Below are 23506 nucleotides of genomic sequence, written 5' to 3'. Positions count from 1 at the left end.
CGCGGTTCGCGACCCCGCAGCGCGCCGCGGTGCTCCGCCTCACGACGCCGCAGGTCGGTCCATCTGCGTCACCTTGTACGGCCGCCCGGCGCGGTCGTACGTCGTCCACGCGCCGACCTGCACCCCCCGGTCGAAGGAGCCCGACCGCATGATCGAGCCGTCCAGCCGGTACCACTCCCAGTACCCGTGCGGGTCGTCGCCGAGCAGCGGGCCGCGGGCGCGCAGGCTCCCGTCCCGGTGGCGCTCCTCGTGCACCGGCAGCTCGTCGGCGGGCGGCAGCGGGCCGGCGGGCGGCGGCGGTGCGGGCTCGTGCTCGGCCGGGGGCGCGGCGTCGGGGTGCGGCGACATGGCCGACATCCTCCCGCGGCGGCGGCCCGCTGCCCAGACCCCGGCCGCGCCCGGTTCACCCCCGGCCGCGCTCGGTGCGCACCCCACCCGGACGCAGGTCACCGCCCGCGCCGGCGCTACGATCCCGAGCGGGACGTGGCGCACTCCGGGTACCGCCCGCGGCCGTCGCGCGGCGGCCCGGAGCCCGCCCTCGACCGACCCGGAGGGGTGACCGCATGAGCCGGGGACGGCTGCGCGTCCTGCTCGGCGCCGCGCCCGGCGTCGGCAAGACCTACACGATGCTCGAGGCGGGCCGCGACCTGCGGCGCGACGGCCGGGACGTCGTCGTCGCCGTCGTCGAGACGCACGGCCGCGCCGCCACCGCCGCGCTCGTCGACGACCTCGAGGTGGTCCCGCGCGCCCGGGTCGAGCACGGCGGCGTCGCGCTGTCCGAGATGGACCTGGCCGCGGTCCTCGCGCGGCGTCCCGGCGTCGCCCTCGTCGACGAGTACGCCCACACCAACGCGCCCGGCTCGCGCCACGAGCACCGCTGGCAGGACGTCGCGGACCTGCTCGACGCCGGCATCGACGTCGTCACCACCGTCAACATCCAGCACATCGCGTCGCTGACCGACGTCGTCCGGACGGTCACCGGCATCCCGCAGCGCGAGACGGTGCCCGACGCGGTGCTGCGGGCGGCGGACCAGATCGAGCTCGTCGACCTCGCCCCGCAGGCGCTGCGGGACCGGCTCGCGGGCGGTGACGTCTACCCGGCCGAGCGCGTCGACGCCGCGCTGTCGAACTACTTCCGCCTCGGCAACCTCACGGCCCTGCGGGAGCTGGCGCTGCGCTGGCTCGCCGACGAGGTCGACGCCGCGCTGCGCTCGTACCGCGCCGAGCACGCGATCGACGCACCGTGGGAGGCGCGGGAGCGGGTCGTGGTCGCGCTGCCCGGCGGCCCGGAGGGGGAGACGCTGCTCCGCCGCGGCGCGCGCATCGCCGCGCGATCCGCCGGCGGCGAGCTGCTCGCGGTGCACGTGAGCGCCCGGACCGGCCTGCGCGACTCCGACCCGGGGGCGCTCGCGGCCCAGGCGGCGCTGGCCGAGCAGCTCGGCGGCACCTACCACCAGGTCGTCGGCGAGGACGTACCGACCGCACTGGTCGAGTTCGCGCGCGGGCGGGACGCGACGCAGCTCGTGATCGGGCTGAGCCGCCGCGGACGGCTGACGGCCGCGCTCACCGGGCCGGGCATCGGTGCGACCGTCATCCGGCTGGCCGGCCCGATCGACGTGCACCTCGTCAACCACGCGGCCGCCGCCGGTGCGCGCCTGCCGCTGCCCCGCGCGACCGGCGCGCTCACCCTCCGGCGCCGGATGCTGGGGTTCGCCCTGTCGGTCGTGCTCGGGCCGCTGCTGACCTGGTGGCTGGTCGCGGCTCGCACCGAGGACGCGCTGGCGAGCGACGTGCTCGCCTACCAGCTGCTCGTCGTGGTGATCGCCCTGGTCGGCGGCCTGTGGCCCGCGCTGCTCACCGCGCTGCTGTCCGGGTTGACGCTGAACTACCTGTTCGTCGCGCCGACCGGCACGGTCACGGTGAGCGAGCCGGTCCACGCCCTGGCGCTCGCCCTCTACGTGGTCAACGGCGCCCTGGTCAGCGCCGTCGTCGACGTCGCCGCCCGCCGGACCCGGGCCGCCCAGCGGGCGCGCGCCGAGTCGGACCTCCTGTCCACCGTCGCCGGCGGCGTGCTGCGCGGGCAGGACGCGCTCGGGGCGCTCATCGAGCGGACCCGCGAGGCGTTCGGGCTCGCCGGCGTCCGGCTGCGCAGCGGCGAGGAGGTGCTCGCCGAGTCCGGCGTCGTGCGCGCCGGGTCGCCGCACGTCGCCGTCGACGAGCGCACGGTGCTGGACCTCGACCGCGGCGCCGTCGCCCGCACCGGCACCACGTCCGCCCACGCCGGCACCGGGCCCGCCCGCACCGGCACCGCGTCCGCCCGCGCCGGCACCGCGTCCGCCCACGCCGGCACCGCGTCCGCCCGCGACGGCCGTGCGCCGGACCCCGCGCCGGCGTCGGGCCGTGCGCCGGACCGCGGCGCCACCGTCCCCGACGTCGACGGCGCCGGCAACCGCCTGCTCGGCGTCGTGGTGGCCCAGGTCGCCGCCGCGCTCGAGCACCTGCGCCTCAGCCGGACCGCCGACGCCATCGGACCGCTGCGCGAGACCGACCAGGTGCGCAGCGCGCTGCTGTCCGCGGTCAGCCACGACCTGCGGCGCCCGCTCACGGCCGCGACCACCGCGGTCGGCAGCCTCCGCGCGCGGGACGTCGACTGGTCGCCCGCCGACCGGGACGAGCTGCTGGCCACCGCCGAGGAGTCCCTCGCGACCCTCACCGCCCTGGTCACGGACCTGCTCGACGTCAGCCGCCTCCAGGCCGGGGTGCTGGGCGTCGCGGTGCGGCCGACCGACGTGGACGACGTGATCCTTCCCGCGCTGGACGAGCTGCGCCTCGGGCCGGAGGACGTGCGGCTCGAGCTCGACCCCGACCTCCCGCCCGTGCTGGCCGACCCCGCGCTGCTGCGCCGTGTGCTGGTCAACGTGCTGGCCAACGCCGTGCACGCCAGCCCGCCGGGGGTGGCCGTCCGGGTCCGCACCAGCGCGTTCGCCGACCGGGTCGAGGTGCGGGTCGTCGACCACGGGCCCGGCGTGCCGGCGGAGCGGCGCGCGGACCTGTTCGTGCCGTTCCAGCGGCTCGGCGACACGGACAACGCCACCGGTCTGGGTCTGGGGCTCGCGCTGTCCCGGGGGTTCGCCGAGGGGATGGGCGGCACGCTCGACCCCGAGGACACCCCCGGCGGCGGCCTGACCATGGTGATCGCGCTGCGCCAGACCGGCGCCGCGCCCGGAGCGGACCAGGAGCCGACGCCGTGAAGATCCTCGTCGCCGACGACGACCCCCAGATCCTGCGCGCGCTGCGGATCACCCTGCGCGCCCGCGGGTACGAGGTCCTCGTCGCCACCGACGGCGCCGCCGCGCTCAACCAGGCGATCGAGCACAAGCCCGACCTGTACCTGATCGACCTCGGCATGCCGCGGCTGGACGGCGTCGAGGTGATCCAGGGCCTGCGCGGCTGGACGAGCGCCCCGATCCTCGTCCTGTCCGGCCGTACGGGTTCCGCGGACAAGGTCGAGGCGCTCGACGCGGGCGCCGACGACTACGTGACCAAGCCGTTCGGCGTCGACGAGCTGCTCGCTCGCATCCGGGCGCTGACCCGGCGGGGGACGGGCGGGCCGGACGCGGAGCCGTTGGTCCGGATCGCGGACCTCACGGTCGACCTGACGGCGACGACCGTGACGCGCGAGGGCGCGGACGGCGGCCCGCCCGAGCCGGTCCGGCTCACCCCGACCGAGTGGCGGATCCTCGAGGTCCTCGTCCGCAACGCCGGGCGGCTGGTGACGCGGCAGACGCTGCTGCAGGACATCTGGGGCTCGGAGCACGTCACCGACACCGGGTACCTGCGGCTGTACCTGTCGCAGCTGCGCAAGAAGCTCGAGCCCGACCCCGCCGCGCCCCGCTTCCTGCTGACCGAGCCCGGCATGGGCTACCGGTTCGACCCGGCGGGCGGAGCGGTGCCAGGGGATCCTGCGGGCGCGGCGCCAGGGGAGCCGGCGGGCGGCGCGGTGCCCGGCGACGCGATCGGGTGATCCCGGCGCGGCCCGGTGGCCCGGGCGGGTGAACCGGGCCTCCTGAGGGCTGACCCAGGTCGCGCGAGCCGGTGCGTCTTGGTATCCACCGCCGACCCCTGACGCGTCCACCATGTGAGCGCGCACACCGCTGACCTGCGGTTCTGTCCGCTCTCGGGTGGTACTTGCCGATCTGTCCGATTTCTGTATAGTTCTTCCCGTTGAGCGACAACGGCAAACCCGCTGCAAGGCGGGGACGCAAAGCCACGGGTCCCAAGGGGACAGCCGGGCTACCGAACCGACTAGGAGTCATCATGACGTACCCCCTCCAGGCCCAGCTCCCGACGCAGGCCTCCTCCTCGCTGCTCACGCCGGGCGAGGTCGCGGTCATGTTCCGGGTGGACCCGAAGACCGTCACCCGCTGGGCCCAGGCCGGCAAGCTCTCCGCCGTCCGCACCCTCGGCGGCCACCGCCGGTTCCTCGAGTCCGAGGTCATGGAGCTGCTCGGCGGCGTGCCGCAGCAGGTCGCCCGCGTCTGAGGCGCACACCCGCAGCATCGCGAACGGGCCCCCGAGCACACGCTCGGGGGCCCGTTCCGCGTCCCGGGGCCGCCCGGTCCCTCCGCCGCCGGTCCTCGAGTGAACGATCCGGCCCGACACGCCGGTGCGTGTCGGGCCGGATCCTCCACTCGTCCGTCGGAAGGCGGGCGCGCCGGGTCAGAGCGGGTCGAGGACCGTGGACAGCACCGCGCGCCGCACCTCGTCCACGGGGCGGTCCGGCTGGAACGCCAGCCACTCCAGCCCGGCGACCAGCGTGGCCCCGAACATCGCGGCGGCCGTGAGCGAGGGGTCGCGGTGCGGCCAGGACGTCTCGACGACCTCGGCGAACACCGCGAACGACTCGTCGCGCACCTGCCGGATGGACTCCTGCCAGTCGCGCCCGGTGCGGAACACCTCGGCGACGAGCACCTTGGCGAAGTCGGGGTGGCCCTGGATCTGGGCGAGCAGCTCGTGGACGAGCGCCCCGACCGCCTCGCGGCCCTCGCGCCCCTCGGCGGCGCCGCGCAGCGCGGTGGTCAGCGCGCGCTGACCCTCGGTGAGCACGGTCTCGAACAGCGCGCCCTTGGACCCGAAGTTGTAGTAGACGCTGCCCTTGGCCACGCCGGCCCGGTCGGCGATGTCGTCGACCGACGTCGCGGAGAACCCGCGGTCGGCGATCAGCGCGACGGTCGCCTCGATGATCGCCCGGCGGGTGTCGCGCCGGCCGGTGGCGGGGGAGTCGACCACCCCGGCGGACGAGGACGCGGGGACGGCGGCGGCTGGCATGGGACCCAGCCTCTCAGATCGACAGGGCGGGGTGCAGTCGCGACAGCGTCCACGTGCGCTGCCGGGCGGCGCGCCACGAGGTGATCGCGAGCGACCCGAGCAGGAAGGCCGCCAGCGCCGCGACCGCGGTCCACAGCCGGCCGTCGGTGCCGCCGGTGGTCAGCTCGCGCAGCCCGGTGACGGCGTAGGTCATCGGCAGCGCCGGGTGCAGCGCGCGGAAGAACGCGGGCGTCGTCTCGACCGGGTAGGTGCCGCTCGCCGCCGTGAGCTGCAGCATCAGCAGCGCGATGATCGCGACCTTGCCGGCCGCCGCGCCGAGCACGGCGATGAGCATCTGCTGCACCGCGAGGAACGCCCACGCCACGAGCACGGTGAACGCGGCGGTGCCCAGCGCGGTCGACCACCCGAGCCCGAGACCGACGTGCACCACCGTCAGCAGGATCGCGACCTGTCCGACGCCGATGGCCAGCGCCGGCAGCAGGCCGGCCAGCGCGATCCGCCAGCCCGGTGCCGGCGTCGCGAGCCCGCGCGGCGGCAGCGGCCGGAGCAGCAGCCAGGTGATCAGGCCGCCGACGAACAGCGCCAGCGGCACGAAGAACGGCGCGAACCCCTCGCCGTACCCGTCGGCGGCGGCCACGTCCGTGCTCGACAGCCCGACCGGCGTGCTCAGCGCGGCGGCGCGGTCGGCGCGGGTGGCGTCGGAGTCGTCGGGGATCTGCGCGGCGCCGTCGGCGAGCGAGTCGGCGAGCTCCTGGCTGCCGTCGCCGAGCTGGTCAGTGCCGTCGGCGACCTGGGTCGCGCCCGTCGCGAGGGTGCCGGTGCCGGACGCGAGGTCCGCGGCGCCGGACGCCAGGGTGTGCGCGCCCGCGTCGAGGTCGCCCGCGCCCGCGGCGAGGGTGCCCGCGCCTGTCGCGAGGTCCGAGGCGCCGGAGGCGACGTCCGCGGTGCCGGCGGCCAGGGTCGCGGCGCCCGCGGCGAGCGAGCCCGACGACGACGCCAGCGTGCCGAGGCCGGTCGACAGCGCGGCCGAGCCGTCCCGCAGGTCGTGCGCCCCCGCGACCAGGGCGGCCAGGTCGTCGGCCGCGGCCTGCCGGGCCTCCGGCGTCGCTGGCAGGCCGAGGTCGGAGACCGCCTGCTGCATCGCCGCGAGCTGCGCCTGGATGCGCTGCGCGGCGTCGGCGTCGCCCGCGAGGGCCTGCTCCTGCGCGAGGGTCGCGAGGGCGCCGCCGATCGCGGTGAGGTCGTCGCCCGCGCCGCTCAGCCCGCCGAGCGTGGCCGCCGCGGCGTCGACCCCGTCGCCGAGGTCCTGCGCGCCTGCGGCCAGCCGCTGCGCGTTCGCCGCGGCGTCCGTCGCGCCGGCGGACAGGGCCTGCGCCCCCGTGGCGAGGGTCGCGGCGCCCGAGGCAGCCGACCCCGCGCCGGACGACAGCGTGCCCGCGCCGGTGGCCAGGGTCGCCGCGCCGGCGTCGAGGCGGTCCGCGCCGTCCACCAGGTCCGCCGACCCGGACGCCAGCCGCGCCGCGCCGTCCGCGGCCGAGGCCGCGCCGTCGGCGACCTGGTGCGCGCCGGACGACAGGTCGCCGCTCGCCGCCGTCAGCGTCAACGCGCCGTCCGACGCCTGCGCGAACCCGTCGCGGGCCGAACCCAGCCCGACGAGCACCCGGTCCGCGGCCTGCTCGCCGATCGTCCCGGAGACGGCCGCACGCACCTGCGTCATCGCGCTGCGGCCGAGCGTGGACGCGAGGTACGAGTTCGCGTCGTTGTAGGTCACGTCGATCTCGGCCGGGGTCGGGGTGTCCCCGCCGAGCGAGGCGATGTCGGCGGAGAAGTCGGCGGGCAGCGTGACGGCGAAGTAGTAGGTGCCGTCGGTGACGCCGGCGGCGGCCTCGTCCGCGTCGACCGGGCGCCAGTCCAGGGCGTGGGCGTCGAGCAGCTCGTCCACCACGTCGTCGCCGGCGTGCAGCGGCTCGCCGTCGCGGGTGGCGCCCTCGTCGGCGTTCACCAGGGCGACGGGCAGCCGGTCGAGGTGGCCGGTCGGGTCCCAGTACGCCCACAGGTACAGCGCGCCGTAGAGCAGCGGGATGGCCAGCATCGCGACGACGGCGAGCTTCGGCAGCAGGCCGCGGCGGAACCGGCGCAGCTCGGTGCCGGTCGACAGGGAGGAGAGCATCGGGGGGTCCTCGGGGGAGCAGCGGGGTCAGGCGGCGGGCACGGCGTGCGGGCCGGTGGCGAGGTTCACGACCTCGGGGTGCGCCCACCAGCGCATCCGGGCGACCTCGTCCAGCGAGGCGACGGACGCGACCACGGTGGTGCCGGCGGCGGCGAGCGCCTCGAGCCGGGTCCAGACCGTCTGCCGGCGGCCGGAGTCGTGCACCTGGTCCACGTCGTCGACGACGAGCAGGTCGGGGCGCTGGGCGAGCGCGAGCGTGACGCGCAGCAGCATGGCGTCGACCTCGTCGAGGTCCCAGACGACCGTGGACACGCGGGGGAGCGGGCGGTCGCCGAACACCGGCGCGGCCAACGCGGCGAACCGCTCCTGGGTCACCCGGCCGGTCCACCGGTACCAGGGCGACAGCCAGGCGATCCGCTCGCGGACGACGTCGCCGACCGTGACGGAGTCGTCGAGCTCGTCCACCCCGGCGAACCCGGCGACGGCCACCCGGCGCTGCACGGCGGACCGGCGGCGGGGGAGCTCCTCGCCGAGGACGGTGAGCGCGGAGCCGCGGTCCGGGACCATCCGGCCCGCGATCGTCAGCAGCAGGCTCGACCGCCCGGCGCCCTGGGGGCCCTGGACGACGGTGAGCGCGCCGGCGGGCAGGTCGAGGTCGACCGGGCCGTACACGGTGCCGCGGGAGCCCGTCAGGGCGAGCGCGCGGGCGCCGACCGCCGGGGCCGGCCGGGCGGCGGGCTCGGTCGCCTCGGCGCCGGCGTCGGCTGCGTCCTGCTGCGGGGCGGCCGCCGCGTGGACCTGCGGGGCGGCCGCGGCGCGGACCTGCGGCGCGGCCGCCGTCCCGCCCGGCTGAACGCTCCGCGCGCCCGGGTGCTGGGCCGCGGGGGCCGGGGTGTGGTCCAACGTCACTGCCGCTCGTTCTCCTCGTTCGTACTGACCGGTCAGTACAAAGATAGGCCGACACGGGCGGGCCGTCACCCGTGGGACGCGTCTCGCGCGTCACACCTGCCGCCGCACCCGCCGCGGGGCGCCCACGGCACGCACCGACGATCATGTCCGATCGCCGCTGGACTCGGGCCGCGCCGCGGAGTGGACTGGCCTCATGACCAGCACCCCCACCACGCCCGCCGCCGACCTCGACGCCCTCGCCCGCCGGCTGCACGCGCTGCACGACCCGGCCGCGCCGCTCGCGCTGAGCAACGCGTGGGACGTCGCGAGCGCCCGGGTCGTCGAGGCCGCCGGGGCGCCCGCGGTCGCCACGACCAGCGCCGGCGTGGCCTGGTCGCTCGGCCGACCCGACGGCGACCGGCTCGGGCGCGCGGACCTGCTGGCGGCCGTGCGCCGGATCACCGCGGCCGTCGCCGTCCCCGTCACCGTGGACGCCGAGGGCGGGTTCGCCGACGACGCGGCCGGCGTGGCGGCGACCATCGACGGCCTGCTCGACGCGGGCGCGGTCGGCGTGAACCTCGAGGACGGCGACCGGCCCGCGGCCGAGCTCGCGGCGCGGGTGGCCGCCGCCCGGGCCGCGGCGGACCGGGCCGGGGTCGCCCTGTTCGTCAACGCCCGCACCGACGTCTTCCTCCGTGGGCTCGGCGACCCCGCGGACCGCATGGCCGAGACAGTGGCCCGCGCGCGCCGGTACGTCGACGCCGGCGCGGACGGCGTGTTCGTGCCCGGGGTCGTCGACGCCGCGACGATCGCCGAGCTCGCCGCGGCGATCCCCGCGCCGCTCAACGTCATGGTCCGCCGGGGGCTGCCGCCCGTGCCGGAGCTGGGCCGGCTCGGTGTCGCGCGGGTCAGCCTGGGGTCGACGGTCGCGGAGGCCGCCTACGCGGTGGCCCGGCGCGCGGCCGCGGAGCTCCTCGCCTCGGGCACGTACGGCGTCCTCGCGGAGGCGATGGACTACGCGGAGCTGGACGGTCTCGTGGCGACCGGCGCGGAGCGGGCCGAGGGCGGCGCGTCCCGGTGACCGCCGTCGCGCACGCCCGGTACGCGCCCGGCGACCCCGGCTTCGACGAGCGGTACCGGGCGATCGACGCGCGGGACACCCGGTTCGACGGGCAGTTCGTCACCGCGGTGTCGTCCACCGGCATCTACTGCCGGCCGTCCTGCCCGGCGCGGACCCCGCGGCGCGAGCACGTGACGTTCTACCGGACGTCCGCCGCCGCGCACGAGGCCGGCTACCGCGCCTGCAAGCGCTGCCTGCCGGAGGCGACGCCCGGGACGCCCGAGTGGGACCTCCGCCGCGACGCGGTCGGGCGGGCGATGCGGCTGATCGCGGACGGCGTCCTCGACCGCGGCGGCGTGGCCGCGCTGGCCGCGGAGCTCGGGTACACGCCCCGGCACGTGCACCGGATGCTGGTCGCGGAGCTCGGCGCCGGGCCGCAGGCGCTCGCGCGGGCGCGGCGGGCGCAGACGGCGCGGGCGCTGCTCGTCGGCACGGCGCTGCCGGTGACGGACGTGGCGTTCGCGGCCGGGTTCGGGTCGGTCCGGCAGTTCAACGACACGGTGCGCGAGGTGTTCGCGGTGAGGCCGTCGGAGCTGCGGGCGCGGGCGCGCGGGGCGGGGGTGCCCGACGCCGGGGTCCCCGGCGCCGGCTCGCCGACCGGCGCCGGGTCGCCCGCCGCGGCCGGCGCGGCGGTCCCCGGTGACGCCCCCGCGGGCGCGCAGGTCCGCCTCGACCTCGCCCTGCCCGTGCGGCAGCCGTTCGACGCCCGGGGCGTGCTCGGCTTCCTCGCGGCCCGCGCGGTCGCCGGGGTCGAGGTCGCCGACCTGCCCGACGCCGGCCCCCTGCGCTACGCCCGCACGCTGGCGCTGCCGCACGGCCCGGGAGCGGTGGAGATGGTCGCCACGGCCGACCGGGCCGGGGCGTGGCGGCTCGCGCTCCGGCTGGAGCTCGCGTCGCTGGCGGACGTCGGCACGGCGGTCGCCCGGGTCCGCCGGCTGCTGGACCTGGACGCCGACCCGGCCGCGGTCGACGCCGCGCTGTCGGCCGACCCGGCGCTGGCCCCGCTGGTCGCCGCGACCCCGGGCACGCGGGTGCCCGGGACGGTCGACCCGGCGGAGCTGGTGGTGCGGGCGATCGTCGGGCAGCAGATCTCCGTGGCGGCCGCGCGCGGCCACCTGGGTCGGCTGGCCGCGGTCGCGGGGTCGCCGGTCGCGTCGTCGATCGCCGGGCTCGAGCGGCTGTTCCCCACGCCGGCGCAGGTGCTCGCGGCCGTGCCCCCGCCCGTCGCCGGCGCCGACCCCGACCCGGCGCGGCCGCTGCGGCTGCCGGGCCGGCAGGTGGGCGCCGTGCTGGCGGCCGCCGCGGCGCTGGCCGACGGGACGCTGCCGGCGCACGTCGGCGCGGACCCCCGGCGGCTGCGGGACGGGCTGGTGGCGCTGCCGGGGGTCGGGCCGTGGACCGCGGCGTACGTGGCGATGCGGGTGCTCGGCGACCCGGACGCGTGGCTGGCCGGCGACGTGGCGCTGGTGGCCGGCGCCCGGGCGGCGGGGGCGCTCGACCCGGACCTGCCGCGGGCCGCCGCGCACCGCGCGCTGGCGGCGCGGGCCGAGGCGTGGGCGCCGTGGCGGTCGTACGCGGCGATGCACCTGTGGCGGGCCGCCGCGGCGCGTTGACCGGCCGGGTCGCGGCGCGGGCGCGCGGGCACCGGGTGGCGGTGCGCAGGGTCCCCGGTCGCCGGTCGCGGCATGGAAGAATCGCGGGCATGGCGATGAGAGAGATCCGCGTGGTGGGCGACCCGGTGCTGCGCACCCCGTGCGAGCCGGTGACCACGATCGACGCCCGGGTCAAGGGCCTGGTCGAGGACCTGCTCGAGACGGTCGACCACGACGGCCGCGCGGGGCTGGCCGCGAACCAGATCGGCGTCGGCCTGCGCGCGTTCTCCTGGAACATCGACGACGAGCTCGGCTACGTGCTGAACCCGACGATCGTCGAGCTGTCCGAGGACTACCAGGACGGCGACGAGGGCTGCCTGTCGGTGCCGGACCTGTGGTTCCCGACCAGGCGCGCCTGGTACGCGCGGGTCGTGGGCACGGACCTGGACGGCAAGGAGGTCGTCGTCGAGGGCGTCGAGCTCATGGCGCGCTGCCTTCAGCACGAGGTCGACCACCTGGACGGCCACCTCTACATCGACCGGCTGGACCGGTCCGTGCGCAAGAAGGCGATGCGGGCGATCCGCGAGACGCTCTGACGCGCCGCGGAACCGGGGCGATCCGGGCACGGAGCAGGTGAGGAGGGCCGCTGCGCTGGTGCGCAGCGGCCCTCATCAGGCATGCTGTCCCCAGCACGCCGCGCGTGCAGGCTGTGGAGTCACGTGTCCGGTAGGGACGAGGTCGTTGGGGAAGGCGAACCTCGAGCCGATCCGGGAGGGATGACATGGCAGGTGCGATCACCCGCGGTGTTCTTTTCGTGCACTCCGCGCCGCGCGCGCTCTGCCCGCACCTCGAGTGGGCGGCGGGCAACGTGCTGGGCCTGCGCCTGTCCATGGACTGGACGGAGCAGCCCGCCGCACCGGGGATGTTCCGTGCCGAGCACTCGTGGCAGGGGACCTCCGGCACTGGCGCGCGCCTCGCGTCGGCCCTGCGCGGCTGGACCCACCTGCGCTACGAGGTGACCGAGGACGCGAGCCACGGCAGCGACGGGGCCCGGTGGAGCCACACCCCGGAGCTGGGCATCTTCCACGCGCAGACCGACGTGCACGGCAACGTCGTCGTCCCCGAGGACCGCATCCGCGCGGCCCTCGAGCAGGCCGACGCCGGCGGCGTCCGCGAGGAGCTCGCGCTCGCGCTGGGTCAGGCGTGGGACGACGAGCTGGAGCCGTTCCGGTACGCGGGCGCCGGTGCGCCCGTGCGCTGGCTGCACCGCGTGGGCTGAGTCGGCGCCGCGCTCAGCGGTAGAACCGCGCCGCGCGGTCGTACAGGTCGAGCACCTCGTCGCGGCGCGCCGCGGACGGGAACCGCCCCGGCTCCGCCCGCGCCATGACGGCCAGGTCGGCGACCCAGCGGGCGAAGAACGCCCGGTGCTCCGCCGGATCCGGCCCGGGGCCGTCGACGTGCACCGGGCTCGTGTGCGCGAGCCGGATCGTCCGCGGGTCGGGCTGCCACGCGCGGGCGGCCACCCAGCCGGCGCCGCGGAGGTCGAGCGTCGCGTCCAGGGCCGGCCCGTCGGACCGGGCCGCGACCCGGCCGTCGACGACCACCTCCACCCGCGCGGCGCCGTCGGGGGTCCGCGCCTCGGCCCGGACCCGGTGCCGCGCCGCCGGCACCGTGCCGCCGGGCCCGGCGTCGCCGACCGTCACGGTCAGCAGCGGCCCGTTGGTCACCACCGACCGGCCGGCCCGCAGCCCGGCGTAGAAGCCTTCGACCGTCAGCGGCCCGGGCGCCTGGACGTGCACCCGGTTCCAGCCGGGCGGGGCCGGGAGCACGCCGGACGCCGACCCGGCCGACGCCGGCAGCCGCAGCCCGAGGCCGAGGAACCGGTACCAGAGTCCGAGCTGGTACCGGAACGCGCCCGCCCGTCCCGGGTGCGCGGCGCGGTCGCGGGGGCGGCCCCACGCCTCGTTCGCCAGCACGCCCCCGGGGACCAGGTGGTTGGTCAGGACACCGACCGCGTCCGGGGCGCCGGTCGCCATCAGCACCGGCGCGTCCCACCAGGTGAGCTTCTCGGCCTCGACGAACGCGCCGACGGCGCGCGCGGCGTCCACCAGGGCGCGCGACGGCGGGGACCACCAGTCGTCGGCGCCCGTGCCGGGCAGGTCGGGGACCGCGGCGCCGTGCAGCAGGACCGCGCCGCCGCCGCGCTCGTCCTCGGTGACCGGGGCGACGGCGTGCCGGTCACCGTCCACCGTCAGCGCGGCCCGCGGGGCGCCGCCGGCGGGGGCGCCGGTGCCGCCGCCCGCCGCCGGCTCGTCCGCCGCCGTCGGCTGGTCGTTCCACCGCGTGACGAACGCGCCCAGGTGGAGGTCCTCCGCGCGCAGCAGGGCGGCGGCGTCGGCGAGCGGCCGGTGCACGTGCAGGTCGCCGGACCACCAGCCCGCGCCGGCCAGGTCGGCCCACCGCTCCGGCACCGCCGCGACCCGCGCCGGTCCGGCACCCACGTCGACGACCCGTTCGACCCGCCGGTGCTCCGGGCCGCGCTCGACCACCACCGTGCAGGCGCCGCGGGGCACGGGCACCTCGGCGGTGCCGTCGGCGAGGAAGTGCGCGGGGTACCCGGGCTCGATCACGGACCCGTCGGAGGGGTCGCGGTCCATGCCGAGCACGCCGGGCCGGTCGCTCGCCGTCAGGTCCTGGACGGCGTCCTCGGGCGCGTGCCACGTGCCGCCCGGCCCGCGGACCGTGACCCGCGCGGGTGCTCCGGTCTCGATCGTCAGCGTCGGCACGCGTCGACCGTACCGAGCCCTGGGGCCCAGTTCCTAGAGCACCCTGACCGAGTGCGCGGGACGATGGGCGGGGACCGGGCGGTTTCCCAGGCCGTTCCCAGGATGCGTCCCTAGCGTCGTGTGCCACACGATGTGATCGCATTCAACCAGGGGTCCCGGAGCCCGGGACCAGGGGAGGACGACCCATGGCGCACAGCACCCGACGCCGCACGCTCGGCCTGATGTCCGGCCTGTCCGTCCTCGTGGCGCTGGCCGCCTGCGGCAGCGCGGACGCGGCCACCGAGGACGACGCCGCGGCCGGCGGCACGCAGTCCGAGTCGCAGACCGATGCCGGCGACACCGGGACCGCCGGCGCCGGCACGGACGGCACCGCCGGCTCGTCGTCCGGCGAGTTCGCCGACGGCACCTACACGGCCGAGGGCTCGTACTCGACGCCCGGCGGCGAGGAGTCGATCTCGGTCGAGCTGACCGTCACCGGCGACGTCGTCTCCGACGTCACCGTCACCCCCGAGGCGAGCGGCGGCAACGCGGCGCGGTTCCAGGAGGAGTTCGCCTCCGGCGTCGCGGACGAGGTCGTCGGCGAGGACCTCGCGGGGCTGGCGGTCGACAAGGTCTCCGGCTCGTCGCTCACCGGCGACGGGTTCAACGCGGCGCTCGACCAGATCCGCGCCGATGCCGCGGCCTGAGGCCACCACCTCGTTCGACGCGATCGGCACCCGCTGGGCGATCGACACCCCGGAGCCGCTGCCGGACGCCGTGCTGCAGGCGGTGCGCGCGCGGATCGACCGGTTCGACCGGGACTGGTCCCGGTTCCGCGACGACTCCTGGGTGGCCGAGGTCGCCCGGGGCGGCGCGGGCTCGTACCGGCTGCCGGACGACGCCGGGCCGCTGCTCGACGCGTACGACGCGGCGGCGCGGTGCACGGACGGGGCGGTCAGCCCGCTGGTCGGCCGCGCGCTCGAGGGGCTCGGCTACGACGCGGCGTACACGCTCCGGCCGCGCCGGGACGACGGCGGGGCGCTGCTCACGGCGCCCGCGCCGGACTGGCGCACCGCCGCCCGGCGCTCGGGCGGGACGCTCACGCTCGACGAGCCGGCGCTGCTCGACGTCGGGGCCGCGGGCAAGGGGTACCTGGTCGACCTGGTGTCCGGCGTGCTCGCGGACCACGGCGTCGGCGCCCACGTGGTCGACGCGGGCGGCGACCTGCGGGTCGTCGGGCTCGGTGCGGGCGCGGCGGCGGGCGGACCGCTGACCGTCGCGCTGGAGGACCCCCGGGACACGACCCGCGCGCTCGGCGTGCTGCGGCTGACCGACGGCGCGCTGTGCGGGTCGGCCACCAACCGGCGCGCCTGGGGCCCGGGCCTGCACCACGTCGTCGACGCCCGCACCGGCGCGCCGACGACGGACGTGCTGGCCACCTGGGCGGTCGGCGGCTCCGCCCTGGCGGCGGACGCCGCGGCGACCGCGCTGTTCTTCGCCGAGCCGGACCTGGTCGCGTCCCGGTTCGGCATCCGGTACGTGGTGCTGCGCGCCGACGGGAGCCTGCGCTGGTCCCTCGGCCTGGACGGGAAGGTGTTCGCGTGAGCGCGTTCGCGTGGGTGGACGAGCGGCTGGGCCGCGTCACGATGTACCGGCTGCTGACGCTCGGGCTGTCCGCCCTCGCCGTGGTGGCGCTGGTGCTGGCCGCGACCGACGTGATCTTCCTCGACCCAAGGGCGATGGTGGCCAGCGCCGCGGTCGCCGTGGCCGCGTCGGTGGCGAGCGCCTGGGCCGCCGCGCTCGCGTTCCGCACCAGGCCGCACACCGAGTCGGCGGTCATCACCGGCCTGATCCTGTTCTTCCTGTTCTGGCCGACCCTCGAGGCGCGCTACCTCGGCACGCTGGCGCTGGCCGCGATGCTGGCGAACCTGTCGAAGTACGTCCTGGCATGGCGCGGCCGGCACCTGCTCAACCCGGCGGCGGCCGGCGCGCTGCTCGTCGGCCTGACCGGCTGGGACGCGACGACGTGGTGGGTGGCGGACCGCTGGCTGCTGGTGCCCGTGGCGCTGCTGACGCTCGTGATCGTGGTGCGCACGCGCCGGTACGCGCTGGTCGGCACGTTCGTGGCGGTCGCCGTGCTGGCGGTCGCGGTGCGGCTGGTCGTCGAGGGGTCGACGCCGTGGGCCGCCGTGTCCACGGCGCTGGTGTCCTACCCGATCCTGTTCCTCGGCGGCGTGATGCTGACCGAGCCGCTCACGCTGCCGCCGCGCCGCTGGCAGCAGCTGGTCGAGGCCGGCGTCGTCGGCGTGCTGATGGCGGTGTCGTACCACGTCGGCCCGCTGTACAGCACGCCCGAGGCGGCGCTCGTGGTCGGCAACCTCATCGGGTTCGCCTGGGGCCAGCGGGGCGCCGTGCGCCTGACGCTGACCCGGTCGACCCGGCTCACGCCGCGCACCGTCGAGCTCGCGTTCCGCGCCGACCGGCCCGTGCGGTTCCGGCCGGGGCAGTACGTCGAGCTGACCGTCCCGCACGCCCGGCCGGACAGCCGGGGGACCCGGCGAGTGTTCAGCGTCTCGTCGGCGCCGTCGGCGGACGAGCTCACGGTCGCGCTGACCGTCCCGGAGAAGGCGAGCACGTTCAAGCGGGCCCTCGCGGCGCTGCCGGTCGGTTCCCGCATCCGGGCGACCGGGCTGGGTGGGGACTTCGTGCTGCCGTCCGCGGCCGACCGGCCGCTGCTGCTCGTCGCCGGCGGCATCGGCATCACGCCGTTCGCGTCGCAGCTCGCGGCGCTGGCGGCGGCGGGGGAGCGGCGGGACGTCGTGCTCGTGCACGGGGTCGCCGATCACGCCGACCTGGCCTACGCCGACGTGGCGCAGGCCGCCGGGGCGCGGGTGCTGGTCCTGTCCCCGACGCCGGACCTCGACGGCCTGCCCGCGGGCGCGGTGCACCTGGGGGAGCGGCGCCTGACCGTCGAGGCGCTGGCGGAGTCGGTGCCGGACCTGGCGCAGCGGGACGCGTACGTGTCCGGGCCACCGGCGATGGTCGACGGCACGCGGGCGCTGCTGCGCCGCGCCGGGGCGCGGCGGGTGCGGACGGACGCGTTCAGCGGGTACTGAGCCCCGGGCGCCGGTCGTCGACCGGACGAGTGGAGCGTTCTGCCCGACACGCCGGCGTGTGTCCGGCAGAACGCTCCACACCACGGAGGGCGGGGGTCGAGGAGCCGCCCGCGCGCCCGCTCATCCCCGCGGGGTGACGCGCACGCGCGCGCACCGCGCGGAGCGTGGGACCCGGCGCCGGGGCCGGCGCCGCCGGCACACCCCAGGGGAGGGTCCGACATGTCGCAGACCCAGGAAGGCCCGGAGGGCGAGTTCCGCTCCTCCGAGGACGTGCGCACCGCGTTCATCTCCGGCAACAGCTTCCGCGCCCAGGTCGTCCGCTACGTCGACATCGACGGCGACGCGATCTTCGAGGGCGACATCGTGCTCGGCACCGTCGACCAGGTGGAGCGCGAGTCCGAGCAGCTCAAGGCGGAGCTGCGCGGGGAGCTCGAGTCCGGTGTCATCATCACCGGCGACCAGTTCCGCTGGCCCGGGTGCCTGGTCCCGTACGACATCGACCCGGCGCTGCCGGACCAGGCGCGGGTCGCCGAGGCGATCGCGCACTGGCAGCAGAACACCGGCTTCCGGTTCGTGCAGCGCACCGCGGCGAACGCGGCGTCCCACCCGAACTGGATCACGTTCCGGCCGGGCAGCGGGTGCTCGTCGGCGGTCGGCATGCGCGGGGGCCAGCAGTTCATCAACCTGGCGGGCGGGTGCGACCGCGGGCGGACGATCCACGAGATCGGGCACGCCGTCGGTCTGTGGCACGAGCAGTCCCGGGCCGACCGCGACGCCTTCGTCACGATCAACTGGGCCAACATCCAGCAGGGGTTCGAGCACAACTTCAACCAGCACGTCACGGACGGCGACGACGTCGGCGCCTACGACTACGGCTCGATCATGCACTACCCGCGCGACGCGTTCGGCGTCGGCGGCGCGGAGACGATCACGCCCGTGGACCCCGCCGCGCAGATCGGCCAGCGGGTCGCGCTCAGCGCCGGCGACATCGCGGCGGCGAACGTGCTCTGCCCCGGCAAGCAGCCGGTGGAGACGCTCAAGGAGCGGCTGCCCGAGACGCTCAAGGAGCTGCAGCCCGAGACGCTCAAGGAGCTGCAGCCCGAGACGATCAAGGAGCGCGCCCCCGAGACCCTGAAGGAGCGGCTGCCCGAGACGATCAAGGAGCTGCAGCCGGAAACCGTCAAGGAGCGCGCGCCCGAGACGCTCAAGGAGCGGGTCGAGACGATCCGCGAGGGCACGGGCGGCTTCACCCTCCAGGAGGGCACGCTCCCGGGACCGGGCGGCCCGGGCGTCGACCCCGTCCGGTTCGCGGGCCGGGTGCCCTTCGCGCTCGGCACGCCGCACGCCGGCGCGGCCGCGGACCCCGGGGCCGGGGACTTCCTCGCCCGGCTCGCGGCGCTCGAGGCGGCGGTCGACGCGCTCGCCGCCGAGCAGGCGGCGCTCGTCGAGCAGGTCGTGCTGCTGTCCGACCCCGGACGGTGAGCGGGGTGATCGTCGTCGTCTCGCACGCCGGCGACGCGCACGCGACGGCGGTCGTCGACCGGCTGGCGTCCTGGGGGCGGGAGGCGTACCTGCTCGACTACGGCCGGTTCGGCCGGGACCTGACGCTGACCCTCGACCACGGCGACCCGGGCCGGCCGGCCGTGCGGGTGGCCGACGCCGCGGGCGTCACCGACCTCACGGACGCCACCGCGGTGTGGTGGCGGCGGCCGCAGCTGGTCGACGTCGGCGCGGTCCTCGACGACGATGCCCGCGGCTTCGCGTACGGCGAGTGGCACGCGGCGCTGGGCGGCCTGCACGAGCTCCTCGCCTGCCCGTGGATGAACCCCCCGCCGCTCGACGCCGCCGCGTCGCACAAGCCGACGCAGCTCGCGGTCGCGCGTGAGCTGGGGCTGCGGGTGCCGGCGACGCTCATGACGTCGGACCCGGCGGAGGCCCGCGCCTTCGTGGACCGGGTGGGCGTCGGGTCGACGGTCTACAAGATCTTCGCGGCGACCGAGCGGGTGTGGCGCGAGACCCGGCGGCTGCACCCGGCCGACCTGGCGCAGCTCGACGCGGTGCGGCTCGCGCCGGTGATCTTCCAGGAGCTCGTCCCCGCCCGCGCTGACCTCCGGGTGACGGTCGTCGGCGAGCGGCTGTTCCCGATGGAGATCGACACCACCGGGACCGGGGCCGACGTCGACTTCCGGCTGCACCTCGCGCGCGCTCGCACGTCGGCCGCCGACCTCCCCGACGACGTCGCCGACCGGCTGCGCGCGCTGATGAAGCGGTTCGGGCTGGTCTACGGAGCGGTCGACCTGCGGCTCACGCCCGAGGGCGAGCACGTGTTCCTCGAGGTGAACCCGGCGGGCGAGTTCCTGTTCGCCGAGCACGGCGCGGACCTGCCGATCACGGAGGCGGTCGCCGGCTGGCTGGCCGCGCCGGGCTGACGCCGCGGCTAGATGGCGACGACCGGCAGCTCCACCTCGGCGGCGGGGTCGCCGGGGACCGGCACCGACTGCGTCGAGACCAGGTCGGTGTGCGAGGTGCGCTCGGCGCCGCTGACCGCCACGCGCGCCCAGACGACGAGGTCGGCGCAGCTCGCGAGCAGCTCGTCGGGGGCGTCCACCGCCACCGTCGCGATCGTCCGCGTGCCGTCGTCCACCGCCTCGGCGTCCGCGCCGGACACCAGCACGCTCGCGGCGTCCTGCTCGGTGACGTCGCGCAGCTCGACGCGGACGGGGGTGCCCGGCGCGGGCCGGGGACCGCCGCCGGCGGCCACGACGCGCACGGTCACCTGCACGCTCGCGACGCTACACCCGGGGCGACGGCCCGGGCGGCCGGCACGCCCCGTCGGACAGGTGCCGAGGGCGTGCGGGCCGAGCGTGCAGGCGGGCGTCAGCTGGGAAGCGACCGGCCGGTGGACGCGATGACCTCCCGGTACCAGTCGAACGACGCCTTCGGCGTGCCGCCGAGGCCCGGGGCCGCGGGATTCGGCGGTCCGCGCCGGCCTCGACGCGGACGTGGCGCGGGTCCTCCTCGGCGAGGGCTGACACCGACCCCGCCGGGCGGGCTCCTCCGCAGGCCCACCCGACGGCCCGCCGGCACGGTCGTCCGCTCGGAGACGGCTGGAGGGTCCGGCTCGGCACGGGACGGTCACACCCCGCCGACGCCCGGCACCCCGGCCACGGGGTACGGCCGGCCGCCCCGGCGGTGCGCGCCGAGCGGCACCAGCGCGTCGGGCGCCTCCGCGCCGAGCGCGGTGCCGTCGACCGTGACGACCTGGCGCCCGTCCGCCCGCGCGGCGAGCGTGGTCCGCAGCAGGTCGTCGAGCCGGTAGCGGTCCGGCCCGGCGAGGTCGACGGTGTCCTGGAGCGGCGCGCCCTGGGCGACCTCGGCGAGCAGCTCGACGACGTCCTCGACCGCGACCGGCTGCAGCAGCATCCGCGGGGCGCGCACGGCACCGTCGACGGTCAGCCAGTCGGCGATCGACGGGACGAAGTCGTGGAACTGCGTCGCACGCACGACCGTGAACGGGACGTCGCCCTCCCGCACCGCGTCCTCCTGCGCGACCTTGCCCGCGTAGTACCCGTTCGCCAGCGCGCGGTCGGCCCCGACGACGGACAGCAGCACGTGGTGCCGCACGCCCGTGCTCAGCTCCGCGGCGAGCAGGCGCTCGGTGGTCCCGCGGAAGAACGCCGTCGCCGCGGCGGCGTCCATCTCGGGGGAGTTCAGCACGTCGACCACGACGTCCGCACCCCGCACGGCGTCCCCGACCCCGGTGCCGGTCACGGGGTCGAACCCGTCCTCCCGTGACCCGACCACCACCTCGTGGCCGAGAGACCGGAGCCGGGCGGTGAGCAGGCTTCCCACGTGCCCGGTGCCCCCGGCGATCAGCATCCTCATGGTGCTCCCTCCCGGCCGGCGCCCTGCCGGCCCGCCGGTACGACGACGCAGCGCGGGCCGGTGTGAGGTCAGCCGGACCAGGAGGTGAGCTTCTGCGGGTTGACCTGCAGCCACAGGTCGGTGATCCGGCCGTCCCGCACCTGCGCGTTGACCAGCGCCTGCACCCGGCCCGCGTCCTCGACGGCGAACGCGAGGCCGTCGCCGGTCCGCCGGGCGGCCAGGACCGCCGACGGCCGCTTCTGCAGCACGCCGAGCAGGAACCGCGCCACGTTCGACACCCCGAGGACCGGGCGCCGCGCCGCGGTGACCACGCCGCCGCCGTCCGACCGCAGGGTCACCGACGGGTCGAGCAGCCCGGTGAGGGCGGCAAGGTCCCCGCCCGAGGCCGCCGCCGCGAACGCCGCCATCACCTCGTCGTGCTCGCGGGTCCCGCGCCCGGGCTCGGCGCCGTGGGCCCGTACCCGCCGCCGGGCGGAGGTCGCCAGCTGCCGCACGGCCGCCGGGCTGCGGCCGACGGCCGCGGCGATCTCGTCGAACGGCAGGGCGAACACGTCGTGCAGCACGAACGCGACGCGCTCCGCCGGCGTCATCGCCTCCATCACGACGAGGAGCGCGGTGCTCACCTCCTCGTCGAGGGAGACCCGGTCGAGGGGGTCCCCGTCCGCCGAGCCCGGCGGGCGTGGCCGCCCGACGGCGCCGGAGAACAGGTCCGAGGGGACCGGTTCCGGGAGCCACTCGCCGACGTACCGCTCCCGGCGCGCCCGCGCGGACCCGAGCACGTCGAGGCACACGCGGCTCATCACCCGGGTGAGCCAGCCCTGCGGGTTCCGCACGGCCGCGCGCTCCTCGTCGGTCATCCGGTACCAGCGAACGTAGGTCTCCTGGACGGCGTCCTCCGCCTCGGCGAGCGTCCCGAGCATGCGGTAGCCGATCGCGAGCAGCCGGCGGCGCTCGGCGAGCACGTCCGGGAGGGCGTCCGTGGCGGGGACGGCGGGGGCGCCCACGGCCGGCCCCGGCACCGCGCCGGTCCCGAGGGACCTGTCGTCGGGCACGCGCTTCCTCATGGTCCCCGTGTCCTCCCCGTCGCCCGTCACGCTGCGGCGATCGTGGCACGGTTCGCAGCCTGCGGGACCGGCGAGGCGTCGCCGGAGTTGATGCCCACGGTCCGCTCCCCGGCCCCGGCCGCCGCCGGGTCCGGCGCGCCGCCGGTCACGAACGCCCGCCGCGGCTCGACGACGGCACCGAGCGAGGCGATGTCCCGGCCCCCGACGGCGGTGCCGAGCCAGACCAGCAGCACCCGGAGCTTGCGCTCCCAGGTCGGCACGGCCAGCACGTGGTAGCTGCGGTGGGCGACCCACGCGGGCAGGCCGGTGAGGACCAGCCGGCGGTACTGGAACACCCCCTGGTGCCGGCCCAGCGTCGCGACGACGCCGAGGCTGTGGTGCACGTAGTCCCGCGGGCGGCGGCCGCGCAGCGTCGCCACGAGGTTCCGGGCGAGCAGCCGGCCCTGCCGGACGGCGTGCTGCGCGTTCGGCACGGTCAGCGCACCGGGCGCCCCCGCCAGGTCCGGGACCGACGCGTCGTCGCCCGCGGCCCACGCGTCCGGGACCACCGTGCCGTCCTCGCCCTCGACGCGCAGGTCGGCGCGCACCCGCACCAGACCCCGCTCCGTGACGGGCAGGTCGGTGTGCCTGCTGACCACGGGGTTCGCCGCGTTGCCGGCCGTCCAGACGACGAGACCGCTGTCGAACTCCTCGCCGGTCGAGAGGACCACGTGGCCGCCCACGGCGGACCGCAGCTGCGCGCCGAGGTGCACCCGGGCTCCGCGTCCGCGCAGGTGCCGCACCACCCACGCCCCCGGCCCTTCCGACACCTCCGGCAGGATCCGGTCACGGGCCTCGACGAGGTGGAACGCGACGTCGTCCGGCCCGAGCTCCGGGTAGGACGCCAGCAGCGCGGTCGCGAGCGCGAGGGTCTCCCCGAACGCCTCGACCCCCGAGAAGCCGCCGCCGACGAACGTGAACGTCAGCAGCCGGCGCCGCTCCGGGCCGGGAGGCAGGACGGCCGCCCGGTCGAACGCGGTGAGCACGTGGTCGCGGACGGCCACGGCCTCCTCGACCTGCTTCAGCCCGATGGCCGTGTCGACCAGCCCGGGGATCGGCAGCGTGCGGGTGACGGCGCCCGCGGTGACGACGACCACGTCGTACGCGAGCGCGAACGGGAGGCCGTCGCGCGGCGTCACCGTCACCGTCCGGGACGCGTGGTCGATCCGGGTCACCGCTCCCGCCACGAGGCGCGTCCGGCGCAGGTGCCGGCGCAGCGGCACGGTCGCGTGCCGCGCCTCGACGGACCCCGACGCCACCTCCGGGAGGAACGGCTGGTAGGTCATGTACGGGCGCGGGTCGATGACGGTGACCCGCGCCTCGCCGCGACGGAGCCTCTTCTCGAGCCCCCACGCGGCGTAGAACCCGGCGTACCCGCCACCGACGACGACGATGTGCTTCACGGCTGCGACCCCTCTCCCTGTCCGGTCGCAGGCATGACGACGCAGGGGCGCCAGGTGTGAGGTCGCGCGCCCCGGCTGGAGACGAGTGGAGCGTCCTGCCCGACACGCACCGGCGTGTCGGGCAGGACGCTCCACC

Annotated in this window: 21 protein-coding genes and 1 riboswitch; of the genes, 12 read left to right on the top strand and 9 right to left on the bottom strand. The window is 77.2% G+C overall.

Translation table 11 applies throughout. From position 1 onward, the window contains the following. Nucleotides 1–39: 39 nt before the first annotated feature. The gene (locus Cpa01nite_RS11350) at nucleotides 40–348 is read right to left on the bottom strand and encodes a toxin-antitoxin system YwqK family antitoxin (RefSeq protein ID WP_239068723.1); all 309 of its coding nucleotides are present in this window, start codon (nucleotides 346–348) and stop codon (nucleotides 40–42) included. A 215-nt stretch (nucleotides 349–563) separates the two neighbouring features. On the opposite strand from Cpa01nite_RS11350, the gene Cpa01nite_RS11345 reads away from it, so the two are divergent. The 3 genes from Cpa01nite_RS11345 to Cpa01nite_RS11335 all read left to right on the top strand — a co-directional run bounded on the left by Cpa01nite_RS11345 (nucleotide 564) and on the right by Cpa01nite_RS11335 (nucleotide 4542). Next, nucleotides 564–3251, top strand: a complete 2688-nt coding sequence (locus tag Cpa01nite_RS11345) for an ATP-binding protein (protein ID WP_203668879.1) — start codon at nucleotides 564–566, stop codon at nucleotides 3249–3251. Continuing rightward, on the top strand, nucleotides 3248–4024 hold the full coding sequence (locus tag Cpa01nite_RS11340) for a response regulator (protein ID WP_203668878.1): 777 nt from the start codon (nucleotides 3248–3250) through the stop codon (nucleotides 4022–4024). The genes Cpa01nite_RS11345 and Cpa01nite_RS11340 overlap by 4 nt, the downstream gene beginning before the upstream one ends. A gap of 202 nt (nucleotides 4025–4226) precedes the next feature. Next, nucleotides 4227–4301: riboswitch (cyclic di-GMP riboswitch) on the top strand. 16 nt (nucleotides 4302–4317) lie between these two features. Next, on the top strand, nucleotides 4318–4542 hold the full coding sequence (locus Cpa01nite_RS11335; protein ID WP_203668877.1) for a BldC family transcriptional regulator: 225 nt from the start codon (nucleotides 4318–4320) through the stop codon (nucleotides 4540–4542). Nucleotides 4543–4719: 177 nt separating this feature from the next. Here Cpa01nite_RS11335 and Cpa01nite_RS11330 read toward each other — a convergent pair whose 3' ends face one another. The 3 genes from Cpa01nite_RS11330 to Cpa01nite_RS11320 are packed head-to-tail and all read right to left on the bottom strand — an operon-like array spanning nucleotide 4720 to nucleotide 8407. Next, nucleotides 4720–5328, bottom strand: coding sequence for a TetR/AcrR family transcriptional regulator (locus Cpa01nite_RS11330; RefSeq protein ID WP_203668876.1), 609 nt, complete (start codon nucleotides 5326–5328; stop codon nucleotides 4720–4722). A gap of 13 nt (nucleotides 5329–5341) precedes the next feature. Beyond that, complete coding sequence (locus Cpa01nite_RS11325; RefSeq protein WP_203668875.1) at nucleotides 5342–7498, bottom strand: YhgE/Pip domain-containing protein; 2157 nt, start codon at nucleotides 7496–7498, stop codon at nucleotides 5342–5344. A 27-nt stretch (nucleotides 7499–7525) separates the two neighbouring features. Beyond that, nucleotides 7526–8407 carry an ATP-binding cassette domain-containing protein gene (locus Cpa01nite_RS11320; protein ID WP_239068722.1) on the bottom strand — a complete coding sequence of 294 codons (882 nt, stop codon included), beginning with the start codon at nucleotides 8405–8407 and terminating at the stop codon, nucleotides 7526–7528. 193 nt (nucleotides 8408–8600) lie between these two features. On the opposite strand from Cpa01nite_RS11320, the gene Cpa01nite_RS11315 reads away from it, so the two are divergent. The 4 genes from Cpa01nite_RS11315 (at nucleotide 8601) to Cpa01nite_RS11300 (ending at nucleotide 12377) form a co-directional block, all read left to right on the top strand. Next, nucleotides 8601–9467, top strand: a complete 867-nt coding sequence (locus Cpa01nite_RS11315; protein ID WP_203668874.1) for an isocitrate lyase/PEP mutase family protein — start codon at nucleotides 8601–8603, stop codon at nucleotides 9465–9467. Continuing rightward, nucleotides 9464–11119 carry an AlkA N-terminal domain-containing protein gene (locus tag Cpa01nite_RS11310; protein ID WP_203668873.1) on the top strand — a complete coding sequence of 552 codons (1656 nt, stop codon included), beginning with the start codon at nucleotides 9464–9466 and terminating at the stop codon, nucleotides 11117–11119. The genes Cpa01nite_RS11315 and Cpa01nite_RS11310 overlap by 4 nt, the downstream gene beginning before the upstream one ends. Nucleotides 11120–11208: 89 nt before the next feature. Next, nucleotides 11209–11694 (top strand): peptide deformylase, encoded by a 486-nt coding sequence (gene def / locus Cpa01nite_RS11305; RefSeq protein ID WP_203668872.1) that lies wholly within the window; start codon nucleotides 11209–11211, stop codon nucleotides 11692–11694. Between the two features lie 185 nt (nucleotides 11695–11879). Beyond that, nucleotides 11880–12377, top strand: a complete 498-nt coding sequence (locus tag Cpa01nite_RS11300; RefSeq protein ID WP_203668871.1) for a DUF3145 domain-containing protein — start codon at nucleotides 11880–11882, stop codon at nucleotides 12375–12377. A gap of 13 nt (nucleotides 12378–12390) precedes the next feature. Here Cpa01nite_RS11300 and Cpa01nite_RS11295 read toward each other — a convergent pair whose 3' ends face one another. Next, entirely contained in the window at nucleotides 12391–13884 is a 1494-nt protein-coding gene (locus Cpa01nite_RS11295; RefSeq protein WP_203668870.1) for a CehA/McbA family metallohydrolase, read from the bottom strand. Between the two features lie 185 nt (nucleotides 13885–14069). Between Cpa01nite_RS11295 and Cpa01nite_RS11290 the strand changes: the two genes are divergently transcribed. The 5 genes from Cpa01nite_RS11290 to Cpa01nite_RS11270 all read left to right on the top strand — a co-directional run bounded on the left by Cpa01nite_RS11290 (nucleotide 14070) and on the right by Cpa01nite_RS11270 (nucleotide 19408). Beyond that, nucleotides 14070–14570: an FMN-binding protein gene (locus Cpa01nite_RS11290; protein WP_203668869.1), complete on the top strand. Its 501-nt coding sequence runs from the start codon at nucleotides 14070–14072 to the stop codon at nucleotides 14568–14570. After that, nucleotides 14557–15468, top strand: coding sequence for an FAD:protein FMN transferase (locus Cpa01nite_RS11285; RefSeq protein ID WP_203668868.1), 912 nt, complete (start codon nucleotides 14557–14559; stop codon nucleotides 15466–15468). Before Cpa01nite_RS11290 ends, Cpa01nite_RS11285 begins: the two co-directional genes overlap by 14 nt. After that, complete coding sequence (locus Cpa01nite_RS11280; protein ID WP_203668867.1) at nucleotides 15465–16979, top strand: FAD-dependent oxidoreductase; 1515 nt, start codon at nucleotides 15465–15467, stop codon at nucleotides 16977–16979. The genes Cpa01nite_RS11285 and Cpa01nite_RS11280 overlap by 4 nt, the downstream gene beginning before the upstream one ends. A 219-nt stretch (nucleotides 16980–17198) precedes the next feature. Continuing rightward, nucleotides 17199–18461: a Dot/Icm T4SS effector Zinc-dependent metalloprotease LegP gene (gene legP, locus Cpa01nite_RS11275; RefSeq protein WP_203668866.1), complete on the top strand. Its 1263-nt coding sequence runs from the start codon at nucleotides 17199–17201 to the stop codon at nucleotides 18459–18461. A 5-nt stretch (nucleotides 18462–18466) separates the two neighbouring features. Next, complete coding sequence (locus Cpa01nite_RS11270; protein ID WP_203668865.1) at nucleotides 18467–19408, top strand: MvdC/MvdD family ATP grasp protein; 942 nt, start codon at nucleotides 18467–18469, stop codon at nucleotides 19406–19408. A gap of 8 nt (nucleotides 19409–19416) precedes the next feature. On the opposite strand, the gene Cpa01nite_RS11265 is transcribed toward Cpa01nite_RS11270, so the two are convergent. The 4 genes from Cpa01nite_RS11265 to Cpa01nite_RS11250 form a co-directional block, all read right to left on the bottom strand. Next, a complete protein-coding gene (locus Cpa01nite_RS11265; RefSeq protein WP_203668864.1) occupies nucleotides 19417–19761 on the bottom strand; it encodes a hypothetical protein in 345 nt (114 codons plus the stop codon). A 353-nt stretch (nucleotides 19762–20114) separates the two neighbouring features. Continuing rightward, nucleotides 20115–20864 carry an SDR family oxidoreductase gene (locus Cpa01nite_RS11260; protein ID WP_203668863.1) on the bottom strand — a complete coding sequence of 250 codons (750 nt, stop codon included), beginning with the start codon at nucleotides 20862–20864 and terminating at the stop codon, nucleotides 20115–20117. A 68-nt stretch (nucleotides 20865–20932) separates the two neighbouring features. After that, entirely contained in the window at nucleotides 20933–21916 is a 984-nt protein-coding gene (sigJ, locus tag Cpa01nite_RS11255) for an RNA polymerase sigma factor SigJ (RefSeq protein WP_239068721.1), read from the bottom strand. A gap of 38 nt (nucleotides 21917–21954) precedes the next feature. Further along, entirely contained in the window at nucleotides 21955–23370 is a 1416-nt protein-coding gene (locus tag Cpa01nite_RS11250; protein ID WP_203668861.1) for an NAD(P)/FAD-dependent oxidoreductase, read from the bottom strand. Nucleotides 23371–23506: the final 136 nt, after the last annotated feature.

Origin of the sequence: Cellulomonas pakistanensis, from assembly GCF_016862755.1 — a bacterium.
GTDB classification, from domain to species: Bacteria; Actinomycetota; Actinomycetes; order Actinomycetales; family Cellulomonadaceae; genus Cellulomonas; species Cellulomonas pakistanensis.
This window is presented reverse-complemented; position numbering and strand designations above follow the sequence as displayed.